Source organism: Lysobacter terrestris (assembly GCF_014489475.1).
Lineage (GTDB): Bacteria > Pseudomonadota > Gammaproteobacteria > Xanthomonadales > Xanthomonadaceae > Agrilutibacter > Agrilutibacter terrestris.
Genome location: NZ_CP060820.1, coordinates 314,271 through 341,106, shown reverse-complemented (window position 1 = coordinate 341,106; position 26,836 = coordinate 314,271). Strand labels below are relative to the sequence as shown.

General features: G+C 67.9%; 25 protein-coding genes. 14 read left to right on the top strand and 11 right to left on the bottom strand.

The genetic code is table 11. The features are described 5' to 3' along the window. Positions 1 to 42: 42 nt before the first annotated feature. The gene (locus tag H8B22_RS01600) at positions 43 to 1,215 is read right to left on the bottom strand and encodes an acyltransferase family protein (protein ID WP_187712411.1); all 1,173 of its coding nucleotides are present in this window, start codon (positions 1,213 to 1,215) and stop codon (positions 43 to 45) included. Between the two features lie 155 nt (positions 1,216 to 1,370). On the opposite strand from H8B22_RS01600, the gene H8B22_RS01595 reads away from it, so the two are divergent. Next, positions 1,371 to 2,264, top strand: a complete 894-nt coding sequence (locus H8B22_RS01595) for a LytTR family DNA-binding domain-containing protein (protein ID WP_187712410.1) — start codon at positions 1,371 to 1,373, stop codon at positions 2,262 to 2,264. Between the two features lie 94 nt (positions 2,265 to 2,358). Then, positions 2,359 to 2,742 (top strand): hypothetical protein, encoded by a 384-nt coding sequence (locus H8B22_RS01590; RefSeq protein WP_187712409.1) that lies wholly within the window; start codon positions 2,359 to 2,361, stop codon positions 2,740 to 2,742. A 6-nt stretch (positions 2,743 to 2,748) separates the two neighbouring features. Here H8B22_RS01590 and H8B22_RS01585 read toward each other — a convergent pair whose 3' ends face one another. From H8B22_RS01585 to H8B22_RS01560, 6 genes are all read right to left on the bottom strand, one after another. Beyond that, a complete protein-coding gene (locus H8B22_RS01585; RefSeq protein ID WP_187712408.1) occupies positions 2,749 to 3,558 on the bottom strand; it encodes a ferredoxin--NADP reductase in 810 nt (269 codons plus the stop codon). A 232-nt stretch (positions 3,559 to 3,790) separates the two neighbouring features. Beyond that, a complete protein-coding gene (locus H8B22_RS01580) occupies positions 3,791 to 5,461 on the bottom strand; it encodes an ABC1 kinase family protein (protein WP_187712407.1) in 1,671 nt (556 codons plus the stop codon). A 55-nt stretch (positions 5,462 to 5,516) separates the two neighbouring features. Next, the gene (locus H8B22_RS01575; protein WP_225876245.1) at positions 5,517 to 6,701 is read right to left on the bottom strand and encodes a PQQ-dependent sugar dehydrogenase; all 1,185 of its coding nucleotides are present in this window, start codon (positions 6,699 to 6,701) and stop codon (positions 5,517 to 5,519) included. Between the two features lie 227 nt (positions 6,702 to 6,928). Next, positions 6,929 to 8,800 carry an ABC transporter ATP-binding protein gene (locus tag H8B22_RS01570; RefSeq protein WP_187712406.1) on the bottom strand — a complete coding sequence of 624 codons (1,872 nt, stop codon included), beginning with the start codon at positions 8,798 to 8,800 and terminating at the stop codon, positions 6,929 to 6,931. Between the two features lie 288 nt (positions 8,801 to 9,088). Further along, complete coding sequence (locus H8B22_RS01565) at positions 9,089 to 9,538, bottom strand: carboxymuconolactone decarboxylase family protein (protein WP_187712405.1); 450 nt, start codon at positions 9,536 to 9,538, stop codon at positions 9,089 to 9,091. 86 nt (positions 9,539 to 9,624) lie between these two features. Beyond that, positions 9,625 to 10,485 carry an RNA polymerase sigma-70 factor gene (locus tag H8B22_RS01560; RefSeq protein ID WP_187712404.1) on the bottom strand — a complete coding sequence of 287 codons (861 nt, stop codon included), beginning with the start codon at positions 10,483 to 10,485 and terminating at the stop codon, positions 9,625 to 9,627. Between the two features lie 222 nt (positions 10,486 to 10,707). On the opposite strand from H8B22_RS01560, the gene H8B22_RS01555 reads away from it, so the two are divergent. The 4 genes from H8B22_RS01555 (at position 10,708) to H8B22_RS01540 (ending at position 15,710) form a co-directional block, all read left to right on the top strand. Continuing rightward, positions 10,708 to 11,037: a hypothetical protein gene (locus H8B22_RS01555; RefSeq protein WP_187712403.1), complete on the top strand. Its 330-nt coding sequence runs from the start codon at positions 10,708 to 10,710 to the stop codon at positions 11,035 to 11,037. A 22-nt stretch (positions 11,038 to 11,059) separates the two neighbouring features. Next, positions 11,060 to 12,076 carry a vanadium-dependent haloperoxidase gene (locus H8B22_RS01550; RefSeq protein ID WP_187712402.1) on the top strand — a complete coding sequence of 339 codons (1,017 nt, stop codon included), beginning with the start codon at positions 11,060 to 11,062 and terminating at the stop codon, positions 12,074 to 12,076. Between the two features lie 181 nt (positions 12,077 to 12,257). Continuing rightward, on the top strand, positions 12,258 to 13,805 hold the full coding sequence (locus tag H8B22_RS01545; RefSeq protein WP_187712401.1) for a fumarate hydratase: 1,548 nt from the start codon (positions 12,258 to 12,260) through the stop codon (positions 13,803 to 13,805). A gap of 348 nt (positions 13,806 to 14,153) precedes the next feature. Beyond that, entirely contained in the window at positions 14,154 to 15,710 is a 1,557-nt protein-coding gene (locus H8B22_RS01540) for an amidohydrolase family protein (RefSeq protein WP_225876244.1), read from the top strand. 68 nt (positions 15,711 to 15,778) lie between these two features. On the opposite strand, the gene H8B22_RS01535 is transcribed toward H8B22_RS01540, so the two are convergent. Together H8B22_RS01535 and H8B22_RS01530 are read right to left on the bottom strand one after the other, a co-directional pair. After that, positions 15,779 to 16,933 carry a phospholipase A gene (locus tag H8B22_RS01535; RefSeq protein ID WP_187712399.1) on the bottom strand — a complete coding sequence of 385 codons (1,155 nt, stop codon included), beginning with the start codon at positions 16,931 to 16,933 and terminating at the stop codon, positions 15,779 to 15,781. Continuing rightward, positions 16,930 to 17,433, bottom strand: coding sequence for a DUF456 domain-containing protein (locus tag H8B22_RS01530; protein WP_187712398.1), 504 nt, complete (start codon positions 17,431 to 17,433; stop codon positions 16,930 to 16,932). The genes H8B22_RS01535 and H8B22_RS01530 overlap by 4 nt, the downstream gene beginning before the upstream one ends. 262 nt (positions 17,434 to 17,695) lie before the next feature. Here H8B22_RS01530 and H8B22_RS01525 point away from each other — a divergent pair, with 262 nt between their 5' ends. The 7 genes from H8B22_RS01525 (at position 17,696) to H8B22_RS01495 (ending at position 24,763) form a co-directional block, all read left to right on the top strand. Next, positions 17,696 to 17,902: a cold-shock protein gene (locus H8B22_RS01525; RefSeq protein WP_187712397.1), complete on the top strand. Its 207-nt coding sequence runs from the start codon at positions 17,696 to 17,698 to the stop codon at positions 17,900 to 17,902. A 256-nt stretch (positions 17,903 to 18,158) separates the two neighbouring features. Next, positions 18,159 to 18,896, top strand: a complete 738-nt coding sequence (locus H8B22_RS01520) for a GspH/FimT family pseudopilin (RefSeq protein ID WP_187712396.1) — start codon at positions 18,159 to 18,161, stop codon at positions 18,894 to 18,896. Next, entirely contained in the window at positions 18,893 to 19,360 is a 468-nt protein-coding gene (gene pilV / locus H8B22_RS01515) for a type IV pilus modification protein PilV (RefSeq protein ID WP_187712395.1), read from the top strand. Before H8B22_RS01520 ends, pilV begins: the two co-directional genes overlap by 4 nt. Next, the gene (locus tag H8B22_RS01510; protein WP_187713475.1) at positions 19,357 to 20,445 is read left to right on the top strand and encodes a PilW family protein; all 1,089 of its coding nucleotides are present in this window, start codon (positions 19,357 to 19,359) and stop codon (positions 20,443 to 20,445) included. Before pilV ends, H8B22_RS01510 begins: the two co-directional genes overlap by 4 nt. Next, positions 20,442 to 20,990 (top strand): pilus assembly PilX family protein, encoded by a 549-nt coding sequence (locus H8B22_RS01505; protein WP_187712394.1) that lies wholly within the window; start codon positions 20,442 to 20,444, stop codon positions 20,988 to 20,990. The genes H8B22_RS01510 and H8B22_RS01505 overlap by 4 nt, the downstream gene beginning before the upstream one ends. 13 nt (positions 20,991 to 21,003) lie before the next feature. Continuing rightward, positions 21,004 to 24,324: a pilus assembly protein gene (locus tag H8B22_RS01500; RefSeq protein ID WP_187712393.1), complete on the top strand. Its 3,321-nt coding sequence runs from the start codon at positions 21,004 to 21,006 to the stop codon at positions 24,322 to 24,324. Positions 24,325 to 24,385: 61 nt separating this feature from the next. Beyond that, on the top strand, positions 24,386 to 24,763 hold the full coding sequence (locus H8B22_RS01495) for a type IV pilin protein (RefSeq protein ID WP_208456917.1): 378 nt from the start codon (positions 24,386 to 24,388) through the stop codon (positions 24,761 to 24,763). A gap of 89 nt (positions 24,764 to 24,852) precedes the next feature. On the opposite strand, the gene H8B22_RS01490 is transcribed toward H8B22_RS01495, so the two are convergent. Together H8B22_RS01490 and H8B22_RS01485 are read right to left on the bottom strand one after the other, a co-directional pair. Beyond that, entirely contained in the window at positions 24,853 to 25,323 is a 471-nt protein-coding gene (locus H8B22_RS01490) for a glycine zipper 2TM domain-containing protein (RefSeq protein ID WP_187712392.1), read from the bottom strand. 136 nt (positions 25,324 to 25,459) lie between these two features. Then, the gene (locus tag H8B22_RS01485; protein WP_187712391.1) at positions 25,460 to 25,903 is read right to left on the bottom strand and encodes a hypothetical protein; all 444 of its coding nucleotides are present in this window, start codon (positions 25,901 to 25,903) and stop codon (positions 25,460 to 25,462) included. A 94-nt stretch (positions 25,904 to 25,997) separates the two neighbouring features. On the opposite strand from H8B22_RS01485, the gene tcdA reads away from it, so the two are divergent. Beyond that, the gene (gene tcdA / locus H8B22_RS01480) at positions 25,998 to 26,819 is read left to right on the top strand and encodes a tRNA cyclic N6-threonylcarbamoyladenosine(37) synthase TcdA (RefSeq protein ID WP_407060818.1); all 822 of its coding nucleotides are present in this window, start codon (positions 25,998 to 26,000) and stop codon (positions 26,817 to 26,819) included. Positions 26,820 to 26,836: the final 17 nt, after the last annotated feature.

Below are 26,836 nucleotides of genomic sequence, written 5' to 3'. Positions count from 1 at the left end.
GGTCGCGGAAGAATATGACGGTGCGTGACCGGCGGACAATCGCTACGCCGAGGCGAGCTGCGGTTGCGCCGGCTGCGGTCGCGCGAGCCGCTTCAGGCCGAAACACGGACGCAGCCAGCCGACGCGGCGGATCACGAACTCGTGCAGCAGCCAGCAACCGGCGATGGTGCCGCCGAAGACCAGCACCGGCTCCAGCACCGGGCCCAGGTGCAGCGGCAGCAGCCAGTAGGCGACCAGGATGATTAGGCTCTGGTGCAGCACGTACCACGGGTACACCGCTTCGTTCGCCCACGGCAGCCAGCGGAACGGCCGGTCGAGGCAGGCCTTGGCCCAGCCCAGGATCGCGCTCAGCGCCAGCCAGATGTAGAAGTTGCGCAGCGTGCGGACGAAGGTCTCCTGCCATTGCGGCGCCTCGTCCGGCAGCGTCGCCACCAGCGCGATGTACACGGCAAAAACGAACAGGGCCCAGCCCAGGGCGCGATGGCGCAGGCGGACCAGCTCGTTCCAGACCGCGTCGTTGCCGCCGAGCCACCAGCCGTACAGGAACACGCTGAAGTAGACCGCGTGGCGGTACCAGTCGTTGACCAGGTCGCCGGTGTCTTCGAACAAGGGCTGCAGGGTCAGCGTCCACAGCAGCAGCGGCAGCGCCGGTACGGTCAGCAGCCAGCCGCCGCGTAGGTGCGCGAACGGGTTGGGCAGGCGCCGCAGCAGCGGCAGCAGGGCAGCGAACGCCAGCGTGTAGCACCACAGGTAGACCAGGTACCACAGGTGGTTCCAGGTGAAGCCGTGCTCCCAGCCGTCGAAGGCGTCCACGGGCCACTGCCGGCCGCCGAAATAGTCGCCGAGGAAACGCAGGTAACCCGGTTCGACGGCGCCGTTGGCGATGCCCTGGGCGTAGGGCTGGATCGGCACCACCACCAGGCAGCCGAACAGCAGCGGCAGCAGCAGGCGCCAGCTGCGCTGGCCGATGAAGGCGCCCGTGCCGGTGTTGCGCAGGAGGAAGTGCACCGACAGCCCCGAGATCAGGAAGATCAGGTCCATCCGCCAGCGGTTCACGAACAGCATCGGGTACTGCAGCCATTCGGCCAGGTGCGTGCTCTTGAGGTGCCAGCCCCAGTCCTCGCCGCCCACGTAGAGCATGCAGCCGTGATAGAGGATGAGCAGGGCGAAGGCGAGGGCGCGCAGGGCGTCGATGTCGTGTCGGCGCTGTTGCATGACGGGCTCCGGGGTCGGGGATGACCGGCACGATCGATCGCGCGATCCGGCCCCGCCAGCGGCAAGTGATTGATTGCGCGCGTTCGGGGACGAAGCGCGGCCGCCCCGGGACGAGCCGGGACGGAACCGGCGGCCATCTGGGCGAGAATGCGTGGATGAACCGCGAGCCGCCCCCCACTTCCACCCGCGACAACCTGTGGGACCGCTACCAGCCCTGGCGCCGGTCGCTGGAGTGGGGCTTCTGGATCGTCAGCTACCTGGTCGGCGCGATGACCAACAGCGTGACCGCGCTGATGGACATCCGCCGGGCCGGCCTCGACTTCGCCGCATGGGAACCCGCGGTCTGGGAATGGAGCAGCCACCTGGTGGCGCTGGCCCTGCTGCCGGCGGTGCTCTGGTACACCCGGCGTTTCCCGCTGCACTTCGACACCTGGCGGCGCAACCTGCCGTGGCTGGCGCTGGGCAGCGTGGCGTGGTCGTTGCTGCACGTGGCCGGGATGATGGCCCTGCGCAAGGCCGTCTACGCCGCGCAGGGCGATTACTACGATGGCGGCCCCTGGCCCAGGACGTTCCTCTACGAATACCTCAAGGACTTCAAGCATTTCGCCGGCCTGGTGGTGACCATCGAGGGCTACCGGCTGCTGATCCGTCGCCTGCAGGGCGAGGCCAGCGTGCTGGTGCAGCCGGACGATGCGCCGCAGGTCGAACAGCCCGAGCGCCCCGAACGCTTCCTCGTGCGCAAGCTGGGCAAGGAATTCCTGATCGCCGCCGCCGACGTGGAATGGCTGCAGGCCGCGGGCAACTACGTGAACCTGCACCTGCGCGGCCGCGACTACCCGCTGCGCACGACGATGGCGACGATCGAGGCCCAGCTGGACCCGGCGCGCTTCGTGCGTGTGCACCGCAGCTACATCGTCAACCTGGATTGCGTGGGCGAGATCGAGCCGCTGGACACCGGCGATGCGCGGATCGCGATGCGCGACGGCACCACGATTCCCTGCAGCCGCACGTACCGGGACGCCTTGCGTCCGGAACGGCGCGCGGCCTGATCGCCAAACCTGAATCGACCGGTCCGGCTGGGGGATTTCCCCCTCCACGCAGCGGCGTGGCCATTGCTAGCATGCGTGTCGCAAGAGGGAGCGCATGAACCAGATCGACGAACCGCAATCGCTATGGGTCGATGCCGCCCGCCATCCGCTCGGCCTGCGCGTGCGCGTGTGGGGCGAGGAGACCTACGAGAACACCGTCGCCTACTGGCGGGCGATCCTGCGCCACCTGCGCCTGACCGGTGCTGGCAACCTGCTCGTGGTGGACGAACTCGAGGGCGCCGGCCTTTCCGAACCGGAGTGGCTGGAACTGGTGATCGAGATTGCCGCGCTGGGATTGGGGCCGGTCCGCATCGCGCACGTGAAGCCGCACGGCCGGCGCGCCGTCGAATACTGCGAACTGTTTGCGCGCGATGCCGGGTACGACGCCCGCGTCTTCACCAGCGAGCAGGACGCCGAGCGCTGGCTGCGCGACGTCTGACGTCGCCTACTTCTCGACGAACGCGCGCTCGAACACGTACTGCCCCGGTGTGCCGATGCGCGGCGCCGCGGCGAAGCCGCGCCCGTCGAGCAGGGCGCGGAAGTCGGCGAGCATCTGCGGGCTGCCACAGATCATGGCGCGGTCGTGTTCCGGATCGAGCGGCTCGATGCCGAGCTGCTCCATCATCCTGCCGCTCGCCATCAGGTCGGTGAGGCGACCACGCTGGTCGTGGCCGTCGACGACGAAGTCCTCGCGCGAGACCGCCGGGTAGTACTTCAGCTTCGCGCTGATCTGCTCGCCGAGGAATTCGTGGCGCGGCAGCTCGTTGACGATGTAGTCGCGGTAGGCGAGGTCCTGCGCGTTGCGCACGCCGTGGCAGAGCACGACCTTGTCGAAGCGCTCGTAGGTCTCCGGATCCTTGATCACCGCCAGCCACGGCGCGAAGCCGGTGCCGGTGCCCAGCAGGTACAGGTTGCGGCCCGGATGCAGGTCGGAGATCAGCAGCGTGCCGGTGGGCTTGCGGCCGATCAGCACGGTGTCGCCGGGCTTGATGTCCTTCAGGCGCGAAGTGAGCGGACCGTTCGGCACCTTGATGCTGAAGAACTCCAGCTGCTCTTCCCAGTTCGCGCTGGCGATCGAGTACGCGCGCAGCAGCGGCTTGCTGCTGCCGTCTGCCTGGGGCACCTGCAGCCCGATCATGACGAACTGGCCGTTGTCGAAACGGAAGCCGTCGTCGCGGGTGGTGGTGAAGCTGAAGTAGGCGTCCGTCCAGTGACGGACATCCAGCACGGTTTCGGTGCCGAAAGCGGAGGACATGGGGCGGGGGTGTGACGCGGGGAGGCGGGCATTTTAGCTGAGGTGGGCACACCTGGGCCGTACAAGAATCCCTCGCCCCGCTTGCGGGGAGAGGGACCGCGTCGCACAGCGACGCAGGGTGAGGGGACGTGACGCCCACACGCGGTTGCACATTGCCGCTGCGCTCGCCCCTCATCCGCTCTGGCGGGCACCTTTCTCCCCGCAAGCGGGGAGAAGCGCCTGGCAAGAGCCGCTACCGCGGCCCCGACTCCTCCCGCGGCTTAGCCCGGCGATCCCGCAGCAGCGCGCTCACCACGATCCCGACCCCCAGCGCCGCCGCCACCACGAACAGCACCAGCGCCAGCGCCGGATAACCGAACAGGCGCGCATTGGTCTCGATCCGCATGATCATCGCCGCGGCCACGATCAGCGCCGCGACGATCAGCCCGGTGGTGATGCGGTTGGCGATCTTCTGCAGGTTCTCCATCAACCGTGATTCCTCCAGCCCGGTGACGCGGACCTGCAGGCGGTTGTCGGCGAGCAGCGACAGCATGTCCGACAGCTTGCGCGGCGCCTCGCGCGTCAGCGCCTGCAGCTCCATCAGCTCGCTGGCGACGCGGTGCGGTGACAGCGAGCGGCGCAGGCGTTCGCCCATCACGCTGTCCAGGTGCCGGTCGATCACGCGCTTCATGTCCACGCGCGGATCGAGCGCGCGACAGGTGGTTTCCAGGTGCGCCAGGGTCTTGCCGAGCAGGCTCAGTTCCGACGGCGAACGCAGCCCGCAGGCGGTGCTGACGCGGACGATGTCGAACAGCAGGCGGCTCTCGCTCGCCGACGCGCTGGGGTGCGCGGCGTAGCGTGCGACCAGCTGGCCGACTTCGCGCAGATAACGCTCTTCCTCGAAGTCCTCCAGCCGCGTGCCCATCGCGATCGATTCGCGCGCGGCTTCCTCGCCGCGTCCGTCCACCGCCGCGAACAGCAGGCGGAACAGGCGGTCGCGCTGCCGCGGCGGGACGTGCACCACCATGCCCAGGTCGAACAGCGCCAGTCGCCCGTCCTCCATCACCAGCAGGTTGCCGGGGTGCGGATCGGCGTGGATGTCGCCATGCACCAGCACCTGCTCGAGGTAGCCGCGCAGCAGTGCCGCGGCCAGCTCCTGGACGTCGTGCTCGGTGCGGAACAGGCCGCTCACCTCGGTCACCTTGGACCCGGTCACCAGTTCCATCGTCAGCACGCGGCGCGAACTGAAATCCCACAGCGGTGCCGGGACGAAGATCTCCGGGTAGTCGCTGAAATGCTTGCGGAAGCGCGCGAGGTTCTCGGCCTCGCAGCCGTAGTCGAGTTCCAGCAGCAGCGCCTTGCGGAATTCGTGCACCCAGTCGGCGAAATGCACGCGGCGGCCGACCTTGGTGGCGGTGTCGGCGCGGCTGGCGATCGCCGCCAACGCATCGACATCGGTATGGATCGTGATGCCGATGTCGGGCCGCTGCACCTTGACCGCCACCGCGCGCCCGTCGCGCAGCGTTGCCCGGTGCACCTGCGCCAGCGAGGCGCTGCCCAGCGGCACGTCGTCGAACGATTCGAAGATGTGGTTCGGGCGGACGCCGAGTTCGGATTCGATCAGCGCGCGGATCCGTTCGACCGGCACCGGCGCAATGGCGTCCTGGGTGCGTTCCAGCGCCGCGAGGTAGGCCGGCGGCACCAGGTCCGGGCGCGTCGAGAGGGCCTGGCCGAACTTGATGAAGGTGGGGCCGAGCGCTTCCAGGTCGGCGACGAACTCGTGCGGCTTGCCCGCCATCTCCGGCGCGGTGTCGTCCTGCACGTGGTCGAGGTCGAGCCCGGTGAACACGCCGGCGCCCCGGTACTTGAGCAGGAAGCGCAGGATGCGCGCGGTGCGCGCGAGTCCGGCGGTGGCGTCGCCCATGGCATCGGCTCCGTTGGCTTGGCCGCAGCCTAGCGGGGCCGGCGTAAAGACGTGTTCAGCGCGGCGGACGCAGGCGCAGCAGCTTGCCGTCCCGTTCGTCGGTCAGGACGAAGACGCTGCCGTCGCCGGCCACCCGCACGTCGCGGATGCGGGCGCCCAGTTCCTTGAGCAGGCGCTCCTCACCGGTGATGCGGTCGCCGTCGAGCGACAGCCGGATCAGGCTACCGTCCGCCAGTGCGCCGAGGAACAGGCTGTTGTTCCACCTGGACTTCGGCTGGTTGACCAGGAAGGCCATGCCCGACAGCGCCGGCGACTTCGCCCACACGTGGTGCGGCGGCTCCATGCCCGGCGCCGTGGTGCCCACCGCTTCGGGAATCGGGAAGCCGGAGTAGTTGATGCCGTGGGTGATGACCGGCCAGCCGTAGTTTTTGCCGGCTTGCGGCAGGTTGATCTCGTCGCCGCCGCGCGGACCGTGTTCGCTTTCCCACAGCGTGCCGGTGCGCGGGTCGATGGCCAGTCCCTGCATGTTGCGGTGGCCGTAGCTCCAGATCTCCGCGCGCGCATCGCTGCGCCCGACGAAAGGATTGTCCGCCGGCACGCTGCCGTCGAGATTGAGGCGCACCAGCTTGCCCTGCAGCACGTCGAGCTGCTGCGCGAGCGGGCGCTCGCCGCGCTCGCCCTGGCTGATGAAGACGTGCCCGGCGCCGTCGAAGGCGAGGCGCGAGCCGAAGTGGATGTCGCTGTCGAGCTTCGGCTGCTGGCGGTAGATCACCTTCAGGTCGCCCAATGCGGCGTCGCCCAGCGTTGCCACTGCCGCCGCGGTGCCCGCGCGGCCACCTTCGCCGGGTTCGGCGTAGGTGAGATAGATGCGCCGGGTGCTGGCGAAGTCGGGTGCCAAGGCGACGTCGAGCAGCCCGCCCTGGCCCTGCGCGAACACGACCGGCACGCCCTGCAACGGTGGAGAGAGTGCGCCCGTGGCGCTGACGCGACGCAGGCGGCCGGGGCGCTCGGTCACGAGGAAGCTGCCGTCCGGCAATAACGCGACTGCCCAGGGGTGTTCGAGACCGCTGGCGACGGTGGTGACTTCCACGTCGCCGAGTTGGCTGGCGACGGTGCGTGTCGGCGCGACCTGCGCTGCTGCCGTGGCGGCAGTGGCATCGCCTGTCGCGGAGCGCCGCGCCTCGCAACCGGTCATCGGTATCGCCAGCGTCAGGGCGGTGCAGAGCAGCAGGGTGCGCATGGGGCCTCCATATCCAGCGTTGTATCGAGGCGAATGATGCATGAAGGCGGTGAAGGAGGCTTTCGCCGCTGCGCGGAAAAGCGCCCCTCATCCGCCCTGCGGGCACCTTCTCCCCGCTTGCAGCGAGGAGAAGGATAAAAGCATTACTCCCTCGCCCCGCTTGCGGGGAGAGGGACCGCGTTGCGGAGCAACGCAGGGTGAGGGGGCGTGAGGGCCGGCGAGGGCCGTCAGCGATACCCCGCCGCCTGCAATTCGAACAGTTCGGCATAGCGCCCGCCCTGCGCGATCAACTGCTCGTGCGTGCCGCTCGCTTCCAGCCGGCCCTCGTTCAGCACCAGGATCCGGTCGGCCATGCGCACGCTGCTGAAGCGGTGCGAGATCAGCACCGCGGTGCGCTCGTCCGACAGCTCCTTGAAGCGCTGGAACACTTCGAACTCGCTGCGCGCATCCAGCGCCGCGGTGGGCTCGTCGAGGATCATCACCTGCGCATCGCGCATGTACGCACGCGCGATCGCGATCTTCTGCCATTGCCCGCCGGAGAGGTCGACGCCTGACTTGAAGCGCCGTCCGATCAGCTGGTCGTAGCCGTGCGGCAGCGATGCGACCACCTGGTCGGCCATGGCGCGGCGCGCGGCTTCGCGGATGCGGTCGCGGTCGTACATCGCATCGATCTGGCCGACGCCGATGTTCTCGCCGGCAGTGAGGTGGTAGCGCACGAAGTCCTGGAAGATCACGCCGATGTTCGCGCGCAGGTCGTCCAGGTCGTAATCGCGCAGGTCGCGGCCGTCGAGCAGGATGCGGCCCTCGTCGGGGTCGTACAGCCGCGCCAGCAGCTTCACCAGGGTGGTCTTGCCCGCGCCGTTCTCGCCGACCAGCGCCAGCACCTCGCCCGCGCGCAGTTCGAAATCCAGCCCGCGCAGGGCCCAGCGTTCCGCATCCGGATAGCGGAAGCCCACGTTCTCGAACACGAAGCCCTTCGCGATCGGCTGCGGCACTGGCGCCGGATTGGCGGGCGAATGGATCTCCGGCTTGATCTCGAAGAAAGAGAACAGGTCGTCCAGGTACAGCGCCTGGCCGGCGACCTGCGAGAAACCGACCAGCAGCCCCTCCAGTAACTGCCGCAGCCGGCGGAAGCTGCCGGCGAGGAAGGTGAGGTCGCCGATGGAGAAATCGCCCTTCACCGTGCGCCAGGCGATGTAGGCATAGGCCACGTAGTAGCCCAGCGTGCCCAGCGCCGCCAGCAGCGTGCCCCACAGCGCGCGTCGCCGTGCCAGCTTGCGATTGGCGACGAAGAACTTGTCGGACAGCTCGCGGAAGCGGGTGATGAAGAAGCGGTTGAGGTTGAAGATCTTGACCTCTTTCGCCGTCTCCACGCTCGCGCCCATCTGGCGGATGTATTCGAGCTGGCGCCGCTCCGGCGTCCATTGGAAATTCAGCGAATAACCCAGCGCGTTGAAATGCGCCTCGCCGACGAACGCGGGGATCAGCGCCACGGCCAGCAGCACGATCAGCCACGGCGCGTATACCAATAGGCCGGCGGCGAAGCTCACCACCGTGATCGCATCCTGGACCTGGCCGAACAGCTGGCTCATCAGGTTCATGCGCCCCATCGTCTGCCGGCGCGCGCGGTCGAGCTTGTCCTGCAGGTCGGGGTCCTCGAAGTCCTCGAGGTCGAGCGTCGCCGCGTGTTCCATCAGGCGTACGCTGGTCGCGTTGGTGAACAGCTCCGACAGCAGCGCGTCGCCGTAGCTGACCATGCGGCCGAGCAGGTCGGAGCCGATCGCCAGCGCGAATTCGATCAGCAGCAGCGACAGCAGGTGGCTGAGTTGGCCGCCTTGCCACGCCGCGCCGAGGGAGTCGTATGACACGCCTGTACCGACCAGGCGCACCGCCTCGTCGATGATCAGCTTGCCGACATACAGCGTCGCGATCGGCAGGAATGCGCGCACCACGCGCAAGCCGAGCGTGGTCAGCGTCAGTCCTGGGCTGGTCGCCCAGATCTGCCGCAGGAACGGCGGCAGGTTGCGCAGCGCGTTGAAGCGGTCGCGCAGGCTGGGCTGCGCGGAGCGGGGCGGGCGCGGACTAGGGGAGGCGGCCATGGCGCGAGTGTGCCTTGAGCGCGAGGGGAGCGGCCTTCACACGTGCTGGTCGAACAGGATCGGGTTGCCGTCCGGATCTTCCACCATGAGGCTCGCCGCCCTGTCCTTGACCGCGAGGCTGACGGAGAAATTGCCGAGATGCATGTCTGGTTCCTGGACTGGCGGCTGGCTGCCGGGTCGGCGCGCGGCCGTGCCGCGAAGTGGAACAAGGATATACGCCACGGCATCGCGCCGAGCGCGATCCCCGGGAACGCTCCTCCCTCGCGTTGCGGGGAGGAGCAATTCGAGTCAGGCCGCAATCGGCAACGGCCGGTGCAGCCCCACGTTGAGCATGTTCCAGGCGTTGATCATCGCGGCGGTGAAACTCAGTTCGGAGATCTCGCGCTCGTCGAAATGGGGGCGCAGCGCATCCAGCGCGCCATCCGGCACCGGCGTCGTGCCGATGGCGTTCAGTGCTTCGGCCCAGCCCAACGCGGCGCGTTCGCGGTCGTCGAACAGCGGGCTCTCCCGCCATGCGGCGAGCGTGTCGAGCTTGCGCTGGTCCATGCCGGCCTTGCGCAGCGCGGTAGCGTGCATGTCGAGGCAGTACACGCAGCCGTTGATCTGCGATATGCGCAGCGAGACCAGTTCGACCAGCTTGTGGCCGAGCGGGCCCTTGTGCAGGCCCATGCTCAAGTTGAGCAGGTGCTGGAAGGCCTGCGGCGCGTGGACGGCGTAATCGATGGGGGGAGCGTTCATTGCGGTCTTCTCATGTCGGCCACCGTGGCCGTTGCATGAGGTAGACGGGCGAGGGTGCTGCGGCGTGACAAGCCGCCCCGGTTTTTTCACCCGGACGCGGGCAACTTGTCCGGATTGAGCACCGACAGTACCTGTGCGATGCGGTCGTCTTCGATCGTGATCGTGGTGATGGAGTGCAATCGGCCCTGGTACCAGCGCATCAGTGCGGGTTCGCCGTTGACGCTGCCGATGCGGGTCTTCAGTTCGTCGCCCGCGCGACGGGACAGCGCCCAGAACAGGTCGGCGATGCGGTCGGAGCCTTGTAGCGGCCGGATCGTCGCGGTGACCTTGCCGCCGCCATCGGACACCAGCGTCGCGTTGGCGTGCAGCAATTGCATGATCGCGGCGCGATCGCCGGCCTGGGTGGCATACATGAAGCGCTCCAGCAGGCGCCGGTGCGTATCGGGCTCGACTTCGAAGCGCGGTCGCTCCGCCTGCACGCGTTGCCTCGCGCGATGCACCATCTGCCGGCAATTGGCTTCGCTATGGCCGATCAGTTCGGCGACCTGGGCGTAGTCGTAGTCGAAGACTTCCTTGAGCAGGAACGCAGCGCGTTCCTCCGGGCCTAGCCGTTCCAGCAGCGAGAGGAAGGCCAGCGAAACCTGGCTGCCGATGTCGGCTCGGCTCTCCGGTGTAGGCGAGGTGTCGACGGTCAGCGGCTCGGGCAGCCATGGACCGGGATAGTTCTCGCGTTCGTTCCGCACCAGGCGCAGGCGGTCGATCCCCAGGCGCGTGGTCGCCGTGACCAGCCAGGCCTCGGCATCGCGGATGGCCGAACGGTCGGCCTGGTGCCAGCGCAGCCAGGCGTCCTGGACCACGTCCTCGGCGTCGCTGCGGCTGCCCAGCAGCCGGTAGGCGAGGCCGAGCAGGCGGGAGCGGTAGGTTTCGAACAGGGATTCGGTATTCATGCGGCCAGGACGGGGGTGGGGGCAGCGGTGTGACAGGCACGGGTTGGTTTCGGTCCGGGAAGCGACGCCAGGGCCGCTTCCGGGTAGGGGATCGCCCGTTCGGGGGTGTGTTCCGGATGTCGTTTTTAGCCCCTCGCACCGTATGTAAAGGATGTGACGCGACTTCGCGTCCCTGCGCCTGGCGCTCGCCGGCGTTCATCCTGTCCGTACAAGGAGTGTTCCATGCCCGCTCTACTCCCCAACAGCCGGCGCGCGCGCCGCCGAATCCGCACTTCCCTCGTGGCCGCCGCGCTCATGCTGGCGCTGCCGCAGGTCCATGCCGATGTCGTGCTCGACTGGAACCAGGTCGCCGCCACCGCGCCCGTCGTGGGTTCGTTCGGTGGGCCGTACCAGCAGTTCCGCAGCATGGCGATCGTGCAGATTGCCGTGCATGACGCGCTCAATTCGATCACGCCTCGATACCACACCTACAGCGTGGTGCCGCCGGCTCCGGCGGGTGCGTCGTCGGATGCCGCCGTCGCCGCCGCCACCCGCTACGCGCTGTTGGGTTGACGATGTCGGCCTGGCGGGCCTGGTGCCCGTAGCCAATACCGCGGCCCGCAACGCGGTGGTCGCCGCCTACATCGCCGCGCTCAACGCGATTCCCGACGGCACCGCGGAAAACGACGGCGTGGCCGCAGGCCGGGCCGCGGCCAGGGCGATCCTCACGGCACGGCTCAACGATGGCTCGGGCTCGCCGCACACGCCGGCCTATACCGCGGTGCCCGCTGCCGGCGTGTACGTGTCGACCGTGCCATTCGGTTCGGCGGCGCCGCAATTCAACCACTGGTCGGCGACGAGGCCATTCGTGGTGCAGAGCGCGACCCAGTTCCGCGTGCCGCCGGGCGAGATCTTCGACCTGTCCAGTGATGCCTATGCGGACGCGTACAACCAGGTCAAGGATCTGGGCGATGCGCGCACGCGCGGTGCGCGGCCGGACTCGCCGCAGAGCGACATCGCACGTTTCTGGTACCACGGCGGTGTCGACTGGCAGGCGAATGCACGCCTGATCCTGCCCGGTTTCAACCTCGATGCCTGGGGCCAGGCCCGTGCGCTGGCGCTGATGAGCGTGTCGATGGCCGATGCCGGCATCGCCAATGCCGAAAGCAAGTACTGGTACACATTCTGGCGGCCGGTGACGGCGATCCGCTGGGCCAGCGACGGCAACCCGAATACGCAGTCCGATCCGTCCTGGCTTCCTTTCATCACGATCCCGCCGTATCCGGACTATCCGTGCGGCTCGACCGGTGCGGCGGGCGCGGCCACCGGCGCGTTGCGGTTGGTGCTGGGCACCAACCACGCGCCGTTCACCCGCACCGTCAACGTGCCTGCGTTGCCCTTGGCCAACCAGATGTGGCCGGCCGGGCTGCCGGGGGTTCCGGCCAAGGCGATCACGCGCACCTACAGTTCGCTCAGCAATGCCCTCAACGAGGTGGGCCGCTCGCGCGTGTACGCGGGCATCCATTTCCTGGAAGGCTGCCAGGCGGGCGGGGTGCAGGGCGAGATGACCGCGGAGTACATCTACCCGCGGATCCTGCAACCGGTGGATTGACCGCAAGCCGCGACGCCCGCCCGCCGGGGCGGGCGCTCGCGGGTCCCGCGTCCTCGCACGCTGCCGCGGCAGGGCGCCCGGCGGAACGGGTCCCGGGCCACATCGTTTCCAGCGACGACCGGACCCCGGCTTGGGCGGTGGCCTAAAATGGCGGACTCCGCCCGCTACCCACCGGCAGCCCGTGAACTCCAGCAAGCCCGCTTCGTCCGCTCCTGTCTCCATCAAGCAGGAAGACCTGATCCAGTCCGTCGCCGACGCCCTGCAGTACATCTCGTACTACCACCCGGTCGACTACATCAAGAATCTCGCCGCCGCCTACGAGCGCGAGGAGTCGCCGGCCGCCAAGGACGCGATCGCCCAGATCCTGATCAACTCGCGCATGTGCGCCGAGGGCCACCGCCCGATCTGCCAGGACACCGGCATCGTCACCGTGTTCCTCGAGATCGGCATGAACGTGCGCTGGGACGACGCCACGATGGGCGTGGAGGACATGGTCCACGAAGGCGTGCGCCGCGCCTACAACCACCCGGACAACAAGCTGCGCGCCTCGGTGCTGGCCGACCCGGCGGGCAAGCGCACCAACACGAAGGACAACACCCCGGGCGTGGTCAACGTGAAGGTCGTGCCGGGCAATACCGTCGACGTGATCGTCGCCGCGAAGGGCGGCGGTTCGGAAGCCAAGTCGAAGTTCGCCATGCTCAACCCGTCCGACTCGATCGTCGACTGGGTGCTCAAGACCGTGCCGACCATGGGTGCCGGCTGGTGTCCGCCGGGCATGCTCGGCATCGGCATCGGCGGCACCGCCGAGAAGGCGATGCTGCTCGCGAAGGAAGCGCTGATGGAGCCGATCGACATCACCGAGCTGCAGGCGCGCGGCGCATCGAACCGTGCCGAGGAGCTGCGCCTGGAGCTGTACGAGAAGGTCAACGCGCTCGGCATCGGCGCGCAGGGCCTGGGCGGCCTGACCACCGTGCTCGACATCAAGGTCAAGGACTACCCGACCCACGCCGCCAACCTGCCGGTCGCACTGATTCCGAACTGTGCCGCCACGCGCCACGCGCACTTCACCCTCGATGGCAGCGGTGCGGTGATGCTGGATCCGCCGTCGCTGGCCGATTGGCCGCAGCTGACGTACGACGCCTCCAAGGGCCGCCGCGTCAACCTCGACACGCTGACCAAGGAAGAAGTCGCGTCGTGGAAGCCGGGCGAAGTGCTGCTACTCAACGGCAAGCTGCTCACCGGTCGCGACGCCGCGCACAAGCGCATGGTCGACATGCTCAACAAGGGCGAGCCGCTTCCGGTCGACCTCAAGGGTCGCTTCATCTACTACGTCGGCCCGGTCGATCCGGTGCGCGACGAAGTTGTCGGCCCCGCCGGCCCGACCACCGCGACGCGCATGGACAAGTTCACCGAGCAGGTGCTGGCGCAGACTGGCCTGATGGGCATGGTCGGCAAGGCCGAGCGCGGCCCCACCGCGATCGAGGCGATCAAGAAGCACCGGTCCGCGTACCTGATGGCCGTCGGCGGCGCCGCCTACCTGGTGTCGAAGGCGATCAAGGCCGCCAAGGTCGTCGGCTTCGCCGACCTGGGTATGGAAGCGATCTACGAGTTCAAAGTGCAGGACATGCCGGTCACCGTCGCGGTCGATTCGCAGGGCAGCTCGGTGCACAACACCGGGCCGAAGGAATGGCAGGCGAAGATCGGCAAGATTCCGGTGGTGGTGGCCTGAGGTTCGTTGGGGGCGACGGCTGGTTGAAGCAGGCTCGCTGCGCTCGTGCCCCTCATCTGCCCTTCGGGCATCTTCTCCCCGCAAGCGGGGAGAAGAGAAAACCAAACGGTCCCAGGGTCCAATGCTGCGACGCTAGGACTACTCCATTCCCTCTCCCCGCTTGCGGGGAGAGGATGCCCAACGGGCGGGTGAGGGGAGGCGAGCGTAGCGAGCTGCTATTGCTCTCGATTCGCGCACCAGCACTGCCCGATGTTGGCATCGCGGCGTTATGCTCGCGCCACTTTCCATCGGGGCGGCACGATGCGGCGCAATATTCTTCTGGGCGTGGTCGTCTGCGTTCTGTCCTGCGTGCCCGCATTCGCGGGCGCCGCCGACGATGAAGCCATCGCGCCCGGTTCGCCGCGCCAGAGCGGCGAAGGCCCCTATTCGCAACTGATCCTGCGCGGTGTGACCGTGGTCGATGGCACCGGTGCGCCGGCCTTTGGTCCGACCGACGTGGTGATCGAGGGCAACCGCATCGTCGACGTGAAGATCGTCGGCAACCCCGGCGCGCCGATCGATGCGAGCAAACGTCCCCAGCTCAAGGCCGGTGGTCGCGAGATGGACCTGGCGGGCTACTACGTCCTGCCCGGCCTGATCGACATGCACGGCCATATCGGCGGCAAGGAGCAGGGCGTCAACGCCGATTACGTCTACAAGCTGTGGCTGGGCCATGGCATCACCACCGTGCGCGATCCCGGTTGCGGCAACGGCATCGACTTCTGCGTTTCCGAACAGCGCCGCAGTGCGGCCAACAGCATCGCCGCGCCGCGCATCTTTCCGTACGCGTTCTTCGGCATGGGCCGCGACACGCCGATGACGAAGCCGGAAGAGGCGCGGCAATGGGTGCGCGAGATGAAGCGCAAGGGCGCGCTCGGCATGAAGTGCTTCGGCGCGCGCCCCGACCTGCTCGCGGCCGCCTTCGACGAACTGAAGAAGCAGGGCATGCGCAGCGCCTGCCACCACGCGCCGCTCGCGGTCAGCCGCGTAAACGTGCTGGATACCGCGCGCCAGGGCCTGACCACGATGGAGCACTGGTACGGATTGCCGGAGGCGCTGTTCGACGGGCAGACCGTGCAGCAGTTCCCCGCCGACTACAACTTCCTCGACGAGCAGCACCGCTTCGGCCAGGCCGGACGGTTGTGGGCGCAGGCGGCCGCGCCGGGCACGCCGCACTACGAAGACGTGATGAAGGAACTGCTCGGCCTCGACTTCACCATCGACCCGACCTTCACCATCTACCTCGCCGGCCGCGACCTCATGCGCGCGCGCACCGCCGACTGGCACGCGCAGTACACCTGGCCCGCGCTGTGGGAGTTCTTCCGTCCCAACCGCGCCAACCACGGCAGCTTCTTCTACGACTGGGGCACCGAGGACGAAGTGGCCTGGCGCGACAACTACCGGCGCTGGATGGACTTCGTCAACGACTACAAGAACCGCGGCGGCCGCGTCACCGTCGGCAGCGATTCGGGCTACATCTACCAGCTCTACGGTTTCGGCACGATCCAGGAGCTGGAACTGCTGCGCGAAGCCGGCTTCCACCCGCTGGAAGTGGTGCGCAGCGCCACGCTCAATGGCGCCGAAGCGTTGGGCGCCGACGACCGCATCGGCTCGGTCGAACCGGGCAAGCTGGCCGACCTGCTGGTGGTGAAGGAAAACCCGCTCGCCAACCTGAAGGTGCTCTACGGCACCGGCCACGTGCGCCTGGATGCCGCGGGCAAGCTGGGACGCGTCGGTGGCGTCGACTACACGATCAAGGATGGCATCGTCTTCGACGCGCGGCAGCTGCGCGAGGACGTGCGCACGATGGTGGCGGCGGAGAAGCAGCGGCTCGGCGTTCCCGCGCTCATGCAGCCCGGCGACTGAGCGCGTTGCGGTGACGGCCGCCGTGAAAACGCCGCCGGCGTCTTCACGGCGCGATCAGCCCCAGCCGATCAGTACCACTCGAGCAGGGACACGCCCACGCCCAGGTACCAGGCGCGGTGGTTGTAGTCGATCAGGCTCTCGCCGTAGCCGTCGAACACCTGCACGTGGCCGCGCAGCGTGCGGTTGATGGGGAAGCCCCAGTCGAACTGCAGCGCGCCGTGCGAGGCATCGCCGGTGCGCAGCGAGTGCCGCGCCATCAGGGCCAGCTCGTGGTCGTTGCGGCGGTGCACGAGCGTGATGTCGCCACGGCCGATGTAGTCCTCGATGCCGGGGTTCTCGTCCTCGTTGCGACCGTCGGGAATCCGCCACCACGGACGGATCATCACCGCCCAATCCTCGCGATCGAGCCCGATGTTGGCGACGACGCGGTTCCAGCTGCGCGAGATCGGATCGGCGCGTCCGTTCGACTGGTGGTTGACGCCCACCGCGAACATCCGCCCACGCCAGCCGCCGAGCGAGTAGTTGTTGCGGAAGGCCAGCAGGACTTCGGGCTCGTAGTTGGTCTCGCGGAACGGCCGCGACTGGTCGGCGTTGTAGACCTGCCAGCGCGAGCTCTGGGTGTACGCGGCCCACAGGTCGCCGTTGTCGCCGAACAGGTTCTCCGCGATCTTGGTCTTGAAGCTGAGCTGGAACTTGGCTTCCACTTTATTCAGCGCCTGCCGTTGCGGCGGCACGCGCGACGGATTCGATGAGGTGGGCAGCTCGTTCGGATTGCTGCTCCAGAACGCGGGGAGCAGGTAGACCGGCTTGTACGCACGGAAGTTGAACGTGCCCAGCTTCGAATCCTTCGCCAGCTCCCAGCGGCTGTCGAGCAGCGAGCCCTTGCCCGCATTGGCGATGCGCTCGTCGAAGACCGAGCCCGATTCCTTGCGGAACAGGTCGCTGACCACGCGCCGCGTGCGTTCCTTGGGCGGCAGCGTCTGGCGTTCCAGGTGCTCGTACTGCTGGATCACTTCCTTGGTGGCGCGCGCCGCGCTGGCGGCCTGGTCGGCGGCCAGGGTGTCGGACTTCCCGCGCTTCATCGCGGCGTCGTAGCAGGCCAGGCGGTCGGCATCGACCGTGATCGCCACGCACGCCTCCGGGATGGGCGTCGAATCGCCCGCGTCTGCCGCGAGCGCAGGGGCTGCGGCCGCGAGGAGGGCCGTCGCAAGGGCGGCCCTCATTTGACGAACCACGCGACGGTGAACAGGCCGACCATGACGAAGGCGACGCCCAGCTTGAGGATCGTGCCCACGACGATGCCGAGCCAGGTGCCCAGGCCGACCTTGGTGGCCTGGCCGAGCTCGCGCCCGCCGACGCGGCGCAGCCAGACCAGCTCGCCCAGCAGCGCGCCCACGAACGGTCCGACGAACACGCCGACGATGCCGAACAGCAGGCCGGCGAACGTGCCCAGGACCGCGCCGACGAGCGCCGGCTTGCTGGCACCGACACGTTTCGCGCCGAAGGCCGTGGCCATGAAGTCGATGCCCAAGGACAGCAGCGTCAGGATCGCCAGGACCGCGATCGTCCAGCCGCCAACCTGTGCGAATCCGCCCGCCCAGGCGGCCAGCAACATGCCGGCGAATACCAGCGGCAAGCCGGGCAGGGCAGGCAGCACCGTCCCCGCGATTCCGACCACCATCATCACTACCGCCAGTACGTAATACAGGGTCTGCAATTCCATTCCTTTTCCCTTGGTCTTTTTCCCTTTGGATCCGGGTATTTGGGTAGCTAATAGGGGTGTCGCAAGGCCCGCCCCCGCGTCGTTGCATTTTCACCAATCCCGGGGTACCGTGCGGGCGCTGTGTTTGCCAGGGTCACCGTGAACCGTGGCCCGATGCGGTTGATCCATCGATCGCTACATCGTTGCACCTCGCTTCCTCCTTGCGAACCAGCACACGACGCAGGTCGTGTCTCAACCAGCAAACGTTCCAAGGAGCAAGTTAATGTCCCGCGAAACCGGTACCGTCAAGTGGTTCAACGACGCCAAGGGCTTCGGCTTCATCAGCCGTGAGAACGGCGAAGATGTGTTCGTGCATTTCCGCGCGATCCAGAGCCAGGGCTTCAAGAGCCTGAAGGAAGGCCAGAAGGTCACGTTCACCGTCGTCCAGGGCCAGAAGGGCCTGCAGGCTGACGCCGTCGAACCGATGTAATTAGTCCCGGCGCGGTTCGCCCGCGAACAGGATTCTTGAAACCCGGCTTCGGCCGGGTTTTCTTTTTGCCTCGACTCGCCCCTTGCCCGAGCCCGCGGCGAGCCCCCCGGATGTTTGTGACAGAACGCACGAATACGGGTATTGTCCGACCGCTGGTCGGTATTTCCTGCGGTTTTGTCGGTAAATTCATACCGCAGGTCGGTCCGATGAACGGTCGGGCCATCGCCGGGGGGCGATCGAAAACGCGGGGGAAAGGATGCACGGGGATAACCGGGGCGCACAGGTCGGACAGGCGATCACGCTTGCCATGGCGGCAAGGCGTTGCTCGCTCCCACGCCGGTCAGTTGCGATTGCTGCCAACGACACGAACGGCGCCGGCGCGACCGTGCGACCGGCCGCGTTTTCGGCGACCGGCATGCCTCGCCGTCTACCGCCGCAGGGCTTCACCCTCGTCGAACTGATGGTCGCCATGGCGGTGCTGGCGATCCTCGCGGTTGCCGCGATGCCGGCGCTGCAGGGCGTCGTCAACGGCAACCGCCTGCGCGCGGCGGCCAACGAAACCATCGCCACCCTGCAATCGGCGCGCATCGCTGCGGTCCGCTTCAACCGACGCGCGGTCGCGTGCATGAGCGCGGATCCCAACGCGGCGGTCCCCTCGTGCCAGGCCGTCGATGCCAGCGGCTGGATCGTCTTCCTCGACGCCAACCGGGATGGCCAGTACGCAGCCAGCGAACGCCTCATCCGGCGCGCCAGCGTGACCGGCAGCGTGCAGCTGCTCGGCAGCGCCGCCTTGAACAGCAGGGTCACCTTCAATGCCGACGGCATGGCGCGCGATGCGGGCGGCAGCCTGCTCAACGCCGCCGTCGGCGTGTGCCTGCCCACGACCCAACCGCAGGACAACGAAAGCACCGTCAGCATTTCTGCAGGAAGCAGGATCCGCGTCAGCAGGAAGAACGCGGCGGGCAAATGCATCACGCCGGGAGATGTCCCATGAGCACCGCAATCCGCAGGAGGCGGGGGCATGGCTTCCGTCATCCCCGCCAAGCCGCAGGCGTCGGCCTGATCGAAGTGCTGATCGCCACGGTGATCCTAGCGTTCGGCCTGCTCGGCATCGCCGCGTTGCAGATGGCGACGTTGAAGAAGAGCCAGAGTTCGCTCTCGCGCAGCCAGGCGACCGTGCAGACCTACGCCATCCTCGATGCCATGCGCGCCAACCGCGATGCGGCGCGCATCGGCAAGTACAACCTGACGACGATGACCTGCGCCGCGCCGGATCCGACCTCGCTGGCCATGAGCGACCTGGCCAACTGGATCGGCTCGCTGAAACGGGACCTGGGCGAATCGGCCTGCGCGATGGTCGTGTGCGGCAGCGTGGAGTGCGAGATCTCGGTGCAGTGGAGCGATGAGCGCGCCAAGGGCGATTCCAGTTACACGACCAGGACCGTGACGCGCCTATGAACCAGCACGCACCCAATGCCCGCCGCGCGCGCGGCTTCTCCCTGGTCGAGCTGATGGTCGCGCTGGTGGCGGGCCTGATCGTCACCGGCGCGACCATTACGGTCTTCCTCTCGACCAGCCGCACCTACGGCACGGCCGAGAGCCTCGGCCGCGTGCAGGAGAACCTGCGCGTGGCCTACGAGCTGATGTCGCGCGACATGCGCGAAGCGGCGGGAAATCCCTGCGAGAAGAACCTGCCCCGTTACAACGTGCTGAAGAATCCGGCGAGCCTGTGGTACACGGACTTCACGGCCGGCATCCGCGGCTACGAGGGCACCGAGGCGTTCCCGGGCAGTGCCTTCGGCACCGCGACGGCGCAGCGCATCGCCGGCACCGATGCCATCGAGCTCAAGTCGGCGATGGCCGGCGTGAGCATCGTGAGCCACAACCCGACGTCGGCGCAGTTCAAGGTCGGCACCGTCGATCACGGTCTTTCGAACGGCGACGTCGTGCTGGCCTGCGACTTTGCCCAGGTCGCGGTGTTCCAGGTCACCAACGCGCAGCCCGGCATCAACAACACCATCGTCCACAACAACGGCACCGGCACGCCGGGCAACTGCAGCAAGGGCCTGGGTTTCAGCAGCCCGGTGAACTGCACGACCAACGGCAACCAGTACGCCTACGGCTGCTATCGCGGCAAGTTTGCCGGCGGCGGCTGCGACGGCGACGACGATGGCATCAAGAACGAGGCCGAGGACGTGTGGCCGGCGATCATCGCGCGGATGCGCATGACGCGCTGGTACGTGGGCGCGAACGGCAACGGCGGCCGCTCCCTCTACCAGTCCAGCCTGCGCAACAACGCCGGCGCGCTCGTCGTCGACAACAACGAGATCGTCGAAGGCGTGCGCGACATGGGCCTGCAGTACCTGCTCGCCGGGGCCGGCGGCTATGTCGATGCCAGCGCGGTCACGGTCGCGGACTGGGCCTCGGATCGCGTGGTCGCCGTGCGCCTGGACCTGACCTTGCAAGCGGATCAGCCCGCTGTCGCTGACCAGATCCAACGCCACCTGCAGTTGATCGTCACCATCCGGAATCACGCCCAATGAACGCATATACCCGGCGCGCGGCCAGGACCGGCCCGCAGCGGCAGCGCGGCGCCAGCACGCTGATCATCGTGCTGCTGTTGTTGCTGGTGGCCGCGATGATCGGCCTGGCCAGCCTGCGCGGCACGCTGATGGAAGAGAACATGAGCGCGAGCGTCCGCGACCGCAGCCTGGCCTTCCAGGCGGCGGAAGCCGCATTGCGCGAGGGCGAGCTGCTCGCGGCGACCAAGCCCGCGTTGCCGGCTTCGGGTTGTGCCAAGGGGCTGTGCGCCAAGCCCGATCCTGCGGCGGCCCCGGTGTGGGACGACGCATCGGTCTGGAACGACGCGCCGCAGGCCGTCGTCACACTCGGCGGGCAGACCGCGCGCCCGCGCTACATCGTCGAGCTGCTCGCCAGCAACGTGCCGCCGCGCTCGAGTTGCACCACCAGCAACGTCATCGGCGAAAGCAGCTGCAGCGGCACCGAAAGCCGCTACCGCATCACCGCGCTCAGCCAGGCCGAAGGCCGCGCCGAAGTGATGCTGCAGTCCGTCTATGCGGTCCCCTGATCGGAGCCGATCCATGTCTACCTCCTTCTCGAAGTCCAGCCGTGCCGCCGCTCGCCGGCAACTGCAGGGGCGGCTGCTTGCGGCTGCCGTGACGTTCCTCGCCACGCTGGCGGCGGCCCCGGGCTACGCGGTGATCATCCCGAACGTGCCCCTGCAGTCGCAGGCCGAATATCCGCCCGCGAACGTCCGCTTCATCCTCGACGATTCGGGTTCGATGAACCTGATCGCCATGCCCGCGGCGCTGTCCGACGACAAGTACGACTCGGGCACGGGTGCGAGCGGCGACCTCGACGACCGGCAGATCAAGCACGCGTCCTACGGCCACAACACGATCTATTACAACCCCGCGACCGTCTACAAACCCTGGATCAAGTCCGACGGCACCCGCTTCACGGACGGCACGTCCTACACGCACGCCTACCGCCACACCGCGTTGCTGAGCGACGAGGTGGACCTCTCCGAGTCGACCAAGACTTATTACGTCCCCAAGTCCGACGCCGTGCTGACCAGCACCGACGCGGGCGACTTCCACCGTTACCAGATCCGCTGGGTGAACCGCGAACTGCGCGTGGTGCGCAGCGAGTGGGGCAAGTTGTCGTCGAAGAACCGCGGCGAATCCAATGCCGGCTGCGCGGGTGGCAACAACGGTGACGACGGCTGGCGCGAATGCACGTTCGCGACGCCGGTGACGGGCCGCGACGAAGCGACCGAAATGGCCAACTTCGCCACCTGGTACTCCTACCACCGCAGCCGCATGAAGGTCGCCAAGGCGGGTGCGAGCGAAGCCCTGAGCCGGGTCGGCGAGAAGCTGCGCATCGGCCTGGACACGATCAACCGCAACACCACCGGCATCCCGTACGACATCCCGGTCGGATCGGACGAAGGCCTGTTCCGCGGCGCGAACAAGGACACCTGGTTCGCGCGCCTGCAGGCCGCGCGCGGCAACAACAGCACGCCGCTGCATCGTGCGCTGCAACGCGCCGGCGACTACTTCTCGCAGACCGGCACGGCGGGGCCGTGGGGGCCGCAGGCGGGAACGGCGCAGATCAGCTGCCGCCAGAATTTCGCCATCCTCACCACCGACGGCTTCTGGAACAGCACCGACGACTACACCAGCGTCGGCGATGCCGACGGCACCGACGGCGCCACGATCCTGCGTCCCGAAGGCAGCGCCAAGGACGACTACACCTACAAGCCGGCGAATCCCTACCGGGACAATTTCGTCGAGACCGCGGAAAAATCCCGCGGCGACACCCTGGCCGACGTGGCGATGCACTACTGGAAGCGCGACCTGCGCGCCGACCTGGAGAACAACGTCCCCGAGTCGTTCGCCGATCCGTCGTTCTGGCAGCACATGGTGACCTTCGGCGTCTCGATCGGCCTGAAGGGCCGGCTGGATCCCAAGAACGACTTCGATTCGATCAAGAACGGCACCAAGCACTGGCCCGATCCGATCAACGGCGGCGAGAACGCCGATCGCATCGACGACCTGTGGCATGCCAGCGTCAACGGCCGCGGCGGGTTCCTGGTGGCGAGCAACACCAAGGAATTCACCGAAGGCCTGCTGCAGGCATTCGCCACGGTGGCCGAGCGCCTGGGCTCGGCGTCGAACGTGACCGCGAACAGCACCTCGTTCATCACCAACACGCGCGTCTACCAGGCCAGCTACGTGTCGGGCCAGTGGAGCGGCGAACTCGCGGCCTACGACGCGTCGCCGACCGGTGTCTCCGACACGCCGACGTGGAAAGCCTCAAGCCTGATGCCCACCAGCGGCCGCACGTTCGTGACGTGGGATGGCAGCGCGGGTGTCGCGTTCCCGACCGCCGCGCAGGCCAGCCTGCTCAACCAGTCCACGCGTCCCGTCGCACCGGTGGGCAGCGCCGACAACGTGGCCTACCTCAAGGGCGAGCGCAGCCAGGAGCGCCAGAACAAGGGCCAGTTGCGCGACCGTACCTCGGTGCTGGGCGACATCGTGAACTCGTCCCCGATGTACGTGAAGGACACCGAGACGATCTTCGTCGGCGCCAATGACGGCATGCTGCATGCCTTCGATGCCCTGACCGGCGTGGAGCGGTTCGCCTACGTGCCGGCGGGCATCGATTTCGCGAAGCTGGCGACGCTGAGCAGCCCGCAGTACTCGCACGAGTACTTCGTGGACGGGCCGATCGTCGTTTCCACGCGGTCGGTCACTGCCGACAAGAACTACCTGATCGGAACGCTGGGGCGTGGCGGCAAGGGCGTCTACGCCCTGGACGTGACCGATCCGACCCGCTTCCGCACGAGCGACGTGCTGTGGGAGCGCAACAGCGGCGCCAACATGGGCTACGTGCTCGGCGAGCCGATGATCGCCACGTTGAACAACGGCACCGTGGTCGCCATCTTCGGCAACGGCATCAACAGCGCGAGCGGGAAAGCCGTGCTGTTCGTGGTCAACCTGGCCACCGGCGCATTGCTGCAGGAGATCGACACCGGCGTGGCCGGCGACAACGGCCTGTCCTCGCCGCGCGGCTGGGACGAGGACGGCAACGGCACCGTCGACTACGTCTTCGCCGGCGACCTGAAGGGCAATGTCTGGAAGTTCGACTTCCGCACCGGCGGCACCGGCAGCATCGCCTTCAGCGGCCGTCCCTTCTTCACCGCGCCGTCGGGCCAGCCGATCACCGCCGACCTCGCCCTCGCCGGCGATCCGGTGACCGGCAAACGCTGGGTGTTCGCGGGTACCGGCAGCCTGATGACCAAGGCCGACCTGACCGACAACAGCATCCAGTCGATGTACGGCCTGATCGACGACAACAGCGACGTGATCGCCAAGTCGGAGCTGCAGGAACGCACGATCGCCGTCGTCGACACCGCGACCGGCAATCGCGGCTTCGAGCCGGCCGATACGCTGCCTGCCGGCAAGCGCGGCTGGTACCTGGACCTCGCCAAGCCCGTCGCCGGCGAACGCGTGGTCAACCGGCCCTTGATCGATGGCACCGCGCTGTTCTTCGCCAGCGTCATCCCGCCCACCAGCAACGCCTGCGACGCCGGCGGCAAGGGGTATCTCAACGCGCTGGATGCGTTCACCGGGACCAGCCTGCAGGCCCCGTTCTTCGACAGCAACGGCGATGGCGTGTTCGACGACAAGGACACGCTCACGCACGGCTCGGGCAAGGTCGTCGTCGGCTCGATGGATCCGGGCATCGGCATGCTGACCAAGCCGATCATCATCCGTGGCCCCGGCCGTGCCATCGCGGTCGTCGGCGGTTCGCAGGGCGGCAAGGCCGATCCGCCGATCAATCCGCCCGGAACGGCGCCGCACCGCGTCTCCTGGCGCGAAATCCTGAGGGACTGACGTGGACGCAGCGTTGATGTTTTCCGGAATGAGTCCCGTCGGTCGCAGGCATCCGCGATCAATGCGCGGATTCACGCTGATCGAACTGATGATGGTCGTCGTGGTGGTGGCGATCCTCGCGGCGATCGCGGTCCCCAGCTACGAGTACGCGACGATCAAGGCGCGTCGCGGTGCCGCGCAGGGCTGCCTGACCGAGCAGGCGCAGTCGCTGGAGCGCTATTACACGACGCACATGACCTACACGGGCGCCCCAGCACCGACCTGCGAGGCGGGCGTGTCCGATCATTACGCGGTCGCGTTCGTCGGCACGCCGGGGGCGGACTACACGCTGCAGATCGTTCCCCAGGGACGCCAGGCTACGGCCGAGACCAAGTGCGGCACGATGAGCATCGATCACACCGGCCGGAAAACCGGCGCGACGGCCGATTGCTGGAAATGACGAACCGGCTTCAACCGTTCCAATGACAAAGGGCCCGTTGCGGGCCCTTTGTTTTCTGTGCGAAATTTTTCAGCGCGAAGCCCTGGCGATCAGCGCAGCGTCGCGCGTCCGTTGTAGATGCGCACGTACGAGCCTTCGCGGACGCCATTGAGGTCGGTCTGGGTGACGGTCAACGTACGACCGTCGTCCATGCGCACGTAGACGTTGTAGCGCGCGCCGCGCACGTTGCGCTCGATCGCGCTGCCGGCAACGGCGCCGGCAACCGCGCCGGCTGCGGTGGCGGTGTTGCGGCGGCCCGTGCTCTTGTCGTCGGCGATCTCGCGGCCCGCGGCCGCACCGACGATGCCGCCGAGCACGGCGCCGGTCACGCCGCTGGTCGGCTGGCCGACCTGTTCGATGCGGGTGACGGTGCCGCAGTCGTAGCAGCTGGACTGGCCATAGCCACTGCCGTAGCCGCTGCCGGAGTAGCCGCTGTCGCGGTAACCCGGCGACGAGGCGCAGCCGGCGAGTGCGATCGAGGCCGCCGCGACGCAGGTCAGAAGGGGATTGCGGAGGTTCATGCGACGCTCCTGGTGGGGGAACAGTGTCCCCAACCTAGGCGCGAGCGCGTGAACTGGCCATCAACTTGCGGCTCCGCCCGCGGTCGCGTTCAGCGGACAGCCGGGCGGGCAATTGCCTTTGCGGAAGCGGCTTGCGTCAGCGGAAGTCCTGGTGGCAGGCCTTGCAGTCCGCGCCGATGTCCTTGTTCAAGGCGGCCACGGCCGTGCAGTTCAGCGGCGGCGACGCGAGCGCACCGTCGAGCGTGCCGCGCATCTTGCTCGCCGCGTCGGCGAAGCGCTGGTCGTCGGCCAGGCCGGGGAACGCGCGTTCGAGGTCGTCGGCGGTCGTGCGCAGTGCCTTCAGGTGCGGCAGCGTGTCGGTCGCGGCGCAGCGGTTCTGCTCGACGGCCTTGCTGAGCTGGCCCATGTGCCAGCCTTGTACGTGCATCAGGCTTTCGGGGAAGTGGTCCTTGCGCGCGTCCCAGGCGCGCAGCGCCATGACCACGCCGACCGCGCCGATCACGAGGCCGAGCAGGAACAGGAACAGGTACCTGGAGCCATTGCCCTTGCGTGCCACGGTGCCGGGATTGGGGTCGCTCATGCTGATTCCTTGAGAGGGCCGCCCCCGCGGCCACGCCGCGCACCATAGCAAGGCGACGGCGGGATCCGCCACCGGCGCCGCTTACAATGACTGCATGACCACACACGCTTTGGATCCCCGCTGGCAGGAGCGCTTCGGCGGCATCGACCGCCTCTACGGCAAGGGCGCTCTGCAGCGCTTCGCGCAGGCGCGTATCGCGGTGGTCGGCATGGGCGGGGTAGGGTCCTGGGCGGTGGAAGCGCTGGCACGCAGCGGCATCGGCCACCTGTGCCTGATCGACGCGGACGATCTCTGCGTCTCCAACACCAATCGCCAGTTGCCGGCCCTGCAGGGCCAGTACGGTCGCAACAAGGTCGAGGCGATGGCGGAGCGTTGCCGCGCCATCAATCCCGGCATCGAGGTCGAGGCGATTCCCAGCTTCCTCACCGCCAGCAACGTGGAGACGCTGCTGGATCGCGGCTTCGACCTGGTGCTGGATGCCTGCGACAGCTTCCGCAGCAAGGTCGAACTGATCGCCTGGTGCCGTCGGCGCAAGCTGCCGCTGGTCGTGTGCGGCTCCGCGGGTGGGCGCACCGATCCCACGCTGGTGCGCGTACGCGACCTGTCCCGCACCGAGCACGACGCGATGATGGCCTTGATCCGCAAGAAGTTGCGCAGCGAGTTCAATTTCCCCAAGAACAAGGACCGCTACTTCGGTATCTCCGCGATCTACTCGCTGGAGAACGTGCAGTACCCGCAGCCGGACGGCAGCGTGTGCGGCGTGCGGCCGTCGGTCAGTGGCGAAGCCGCGCTCAAGCTGGATTGTGGTGCCGGGTTGGGGGCGGCGACGCACATCACCGGTACGTTCGCGTTCGCGATGGTTGGGCGTGCGCTCGAATTGCTGCTGAAGCCGCGCCGCGATCAGGTCAAGGGCTGAGCTGCGTTCCAGCGGGC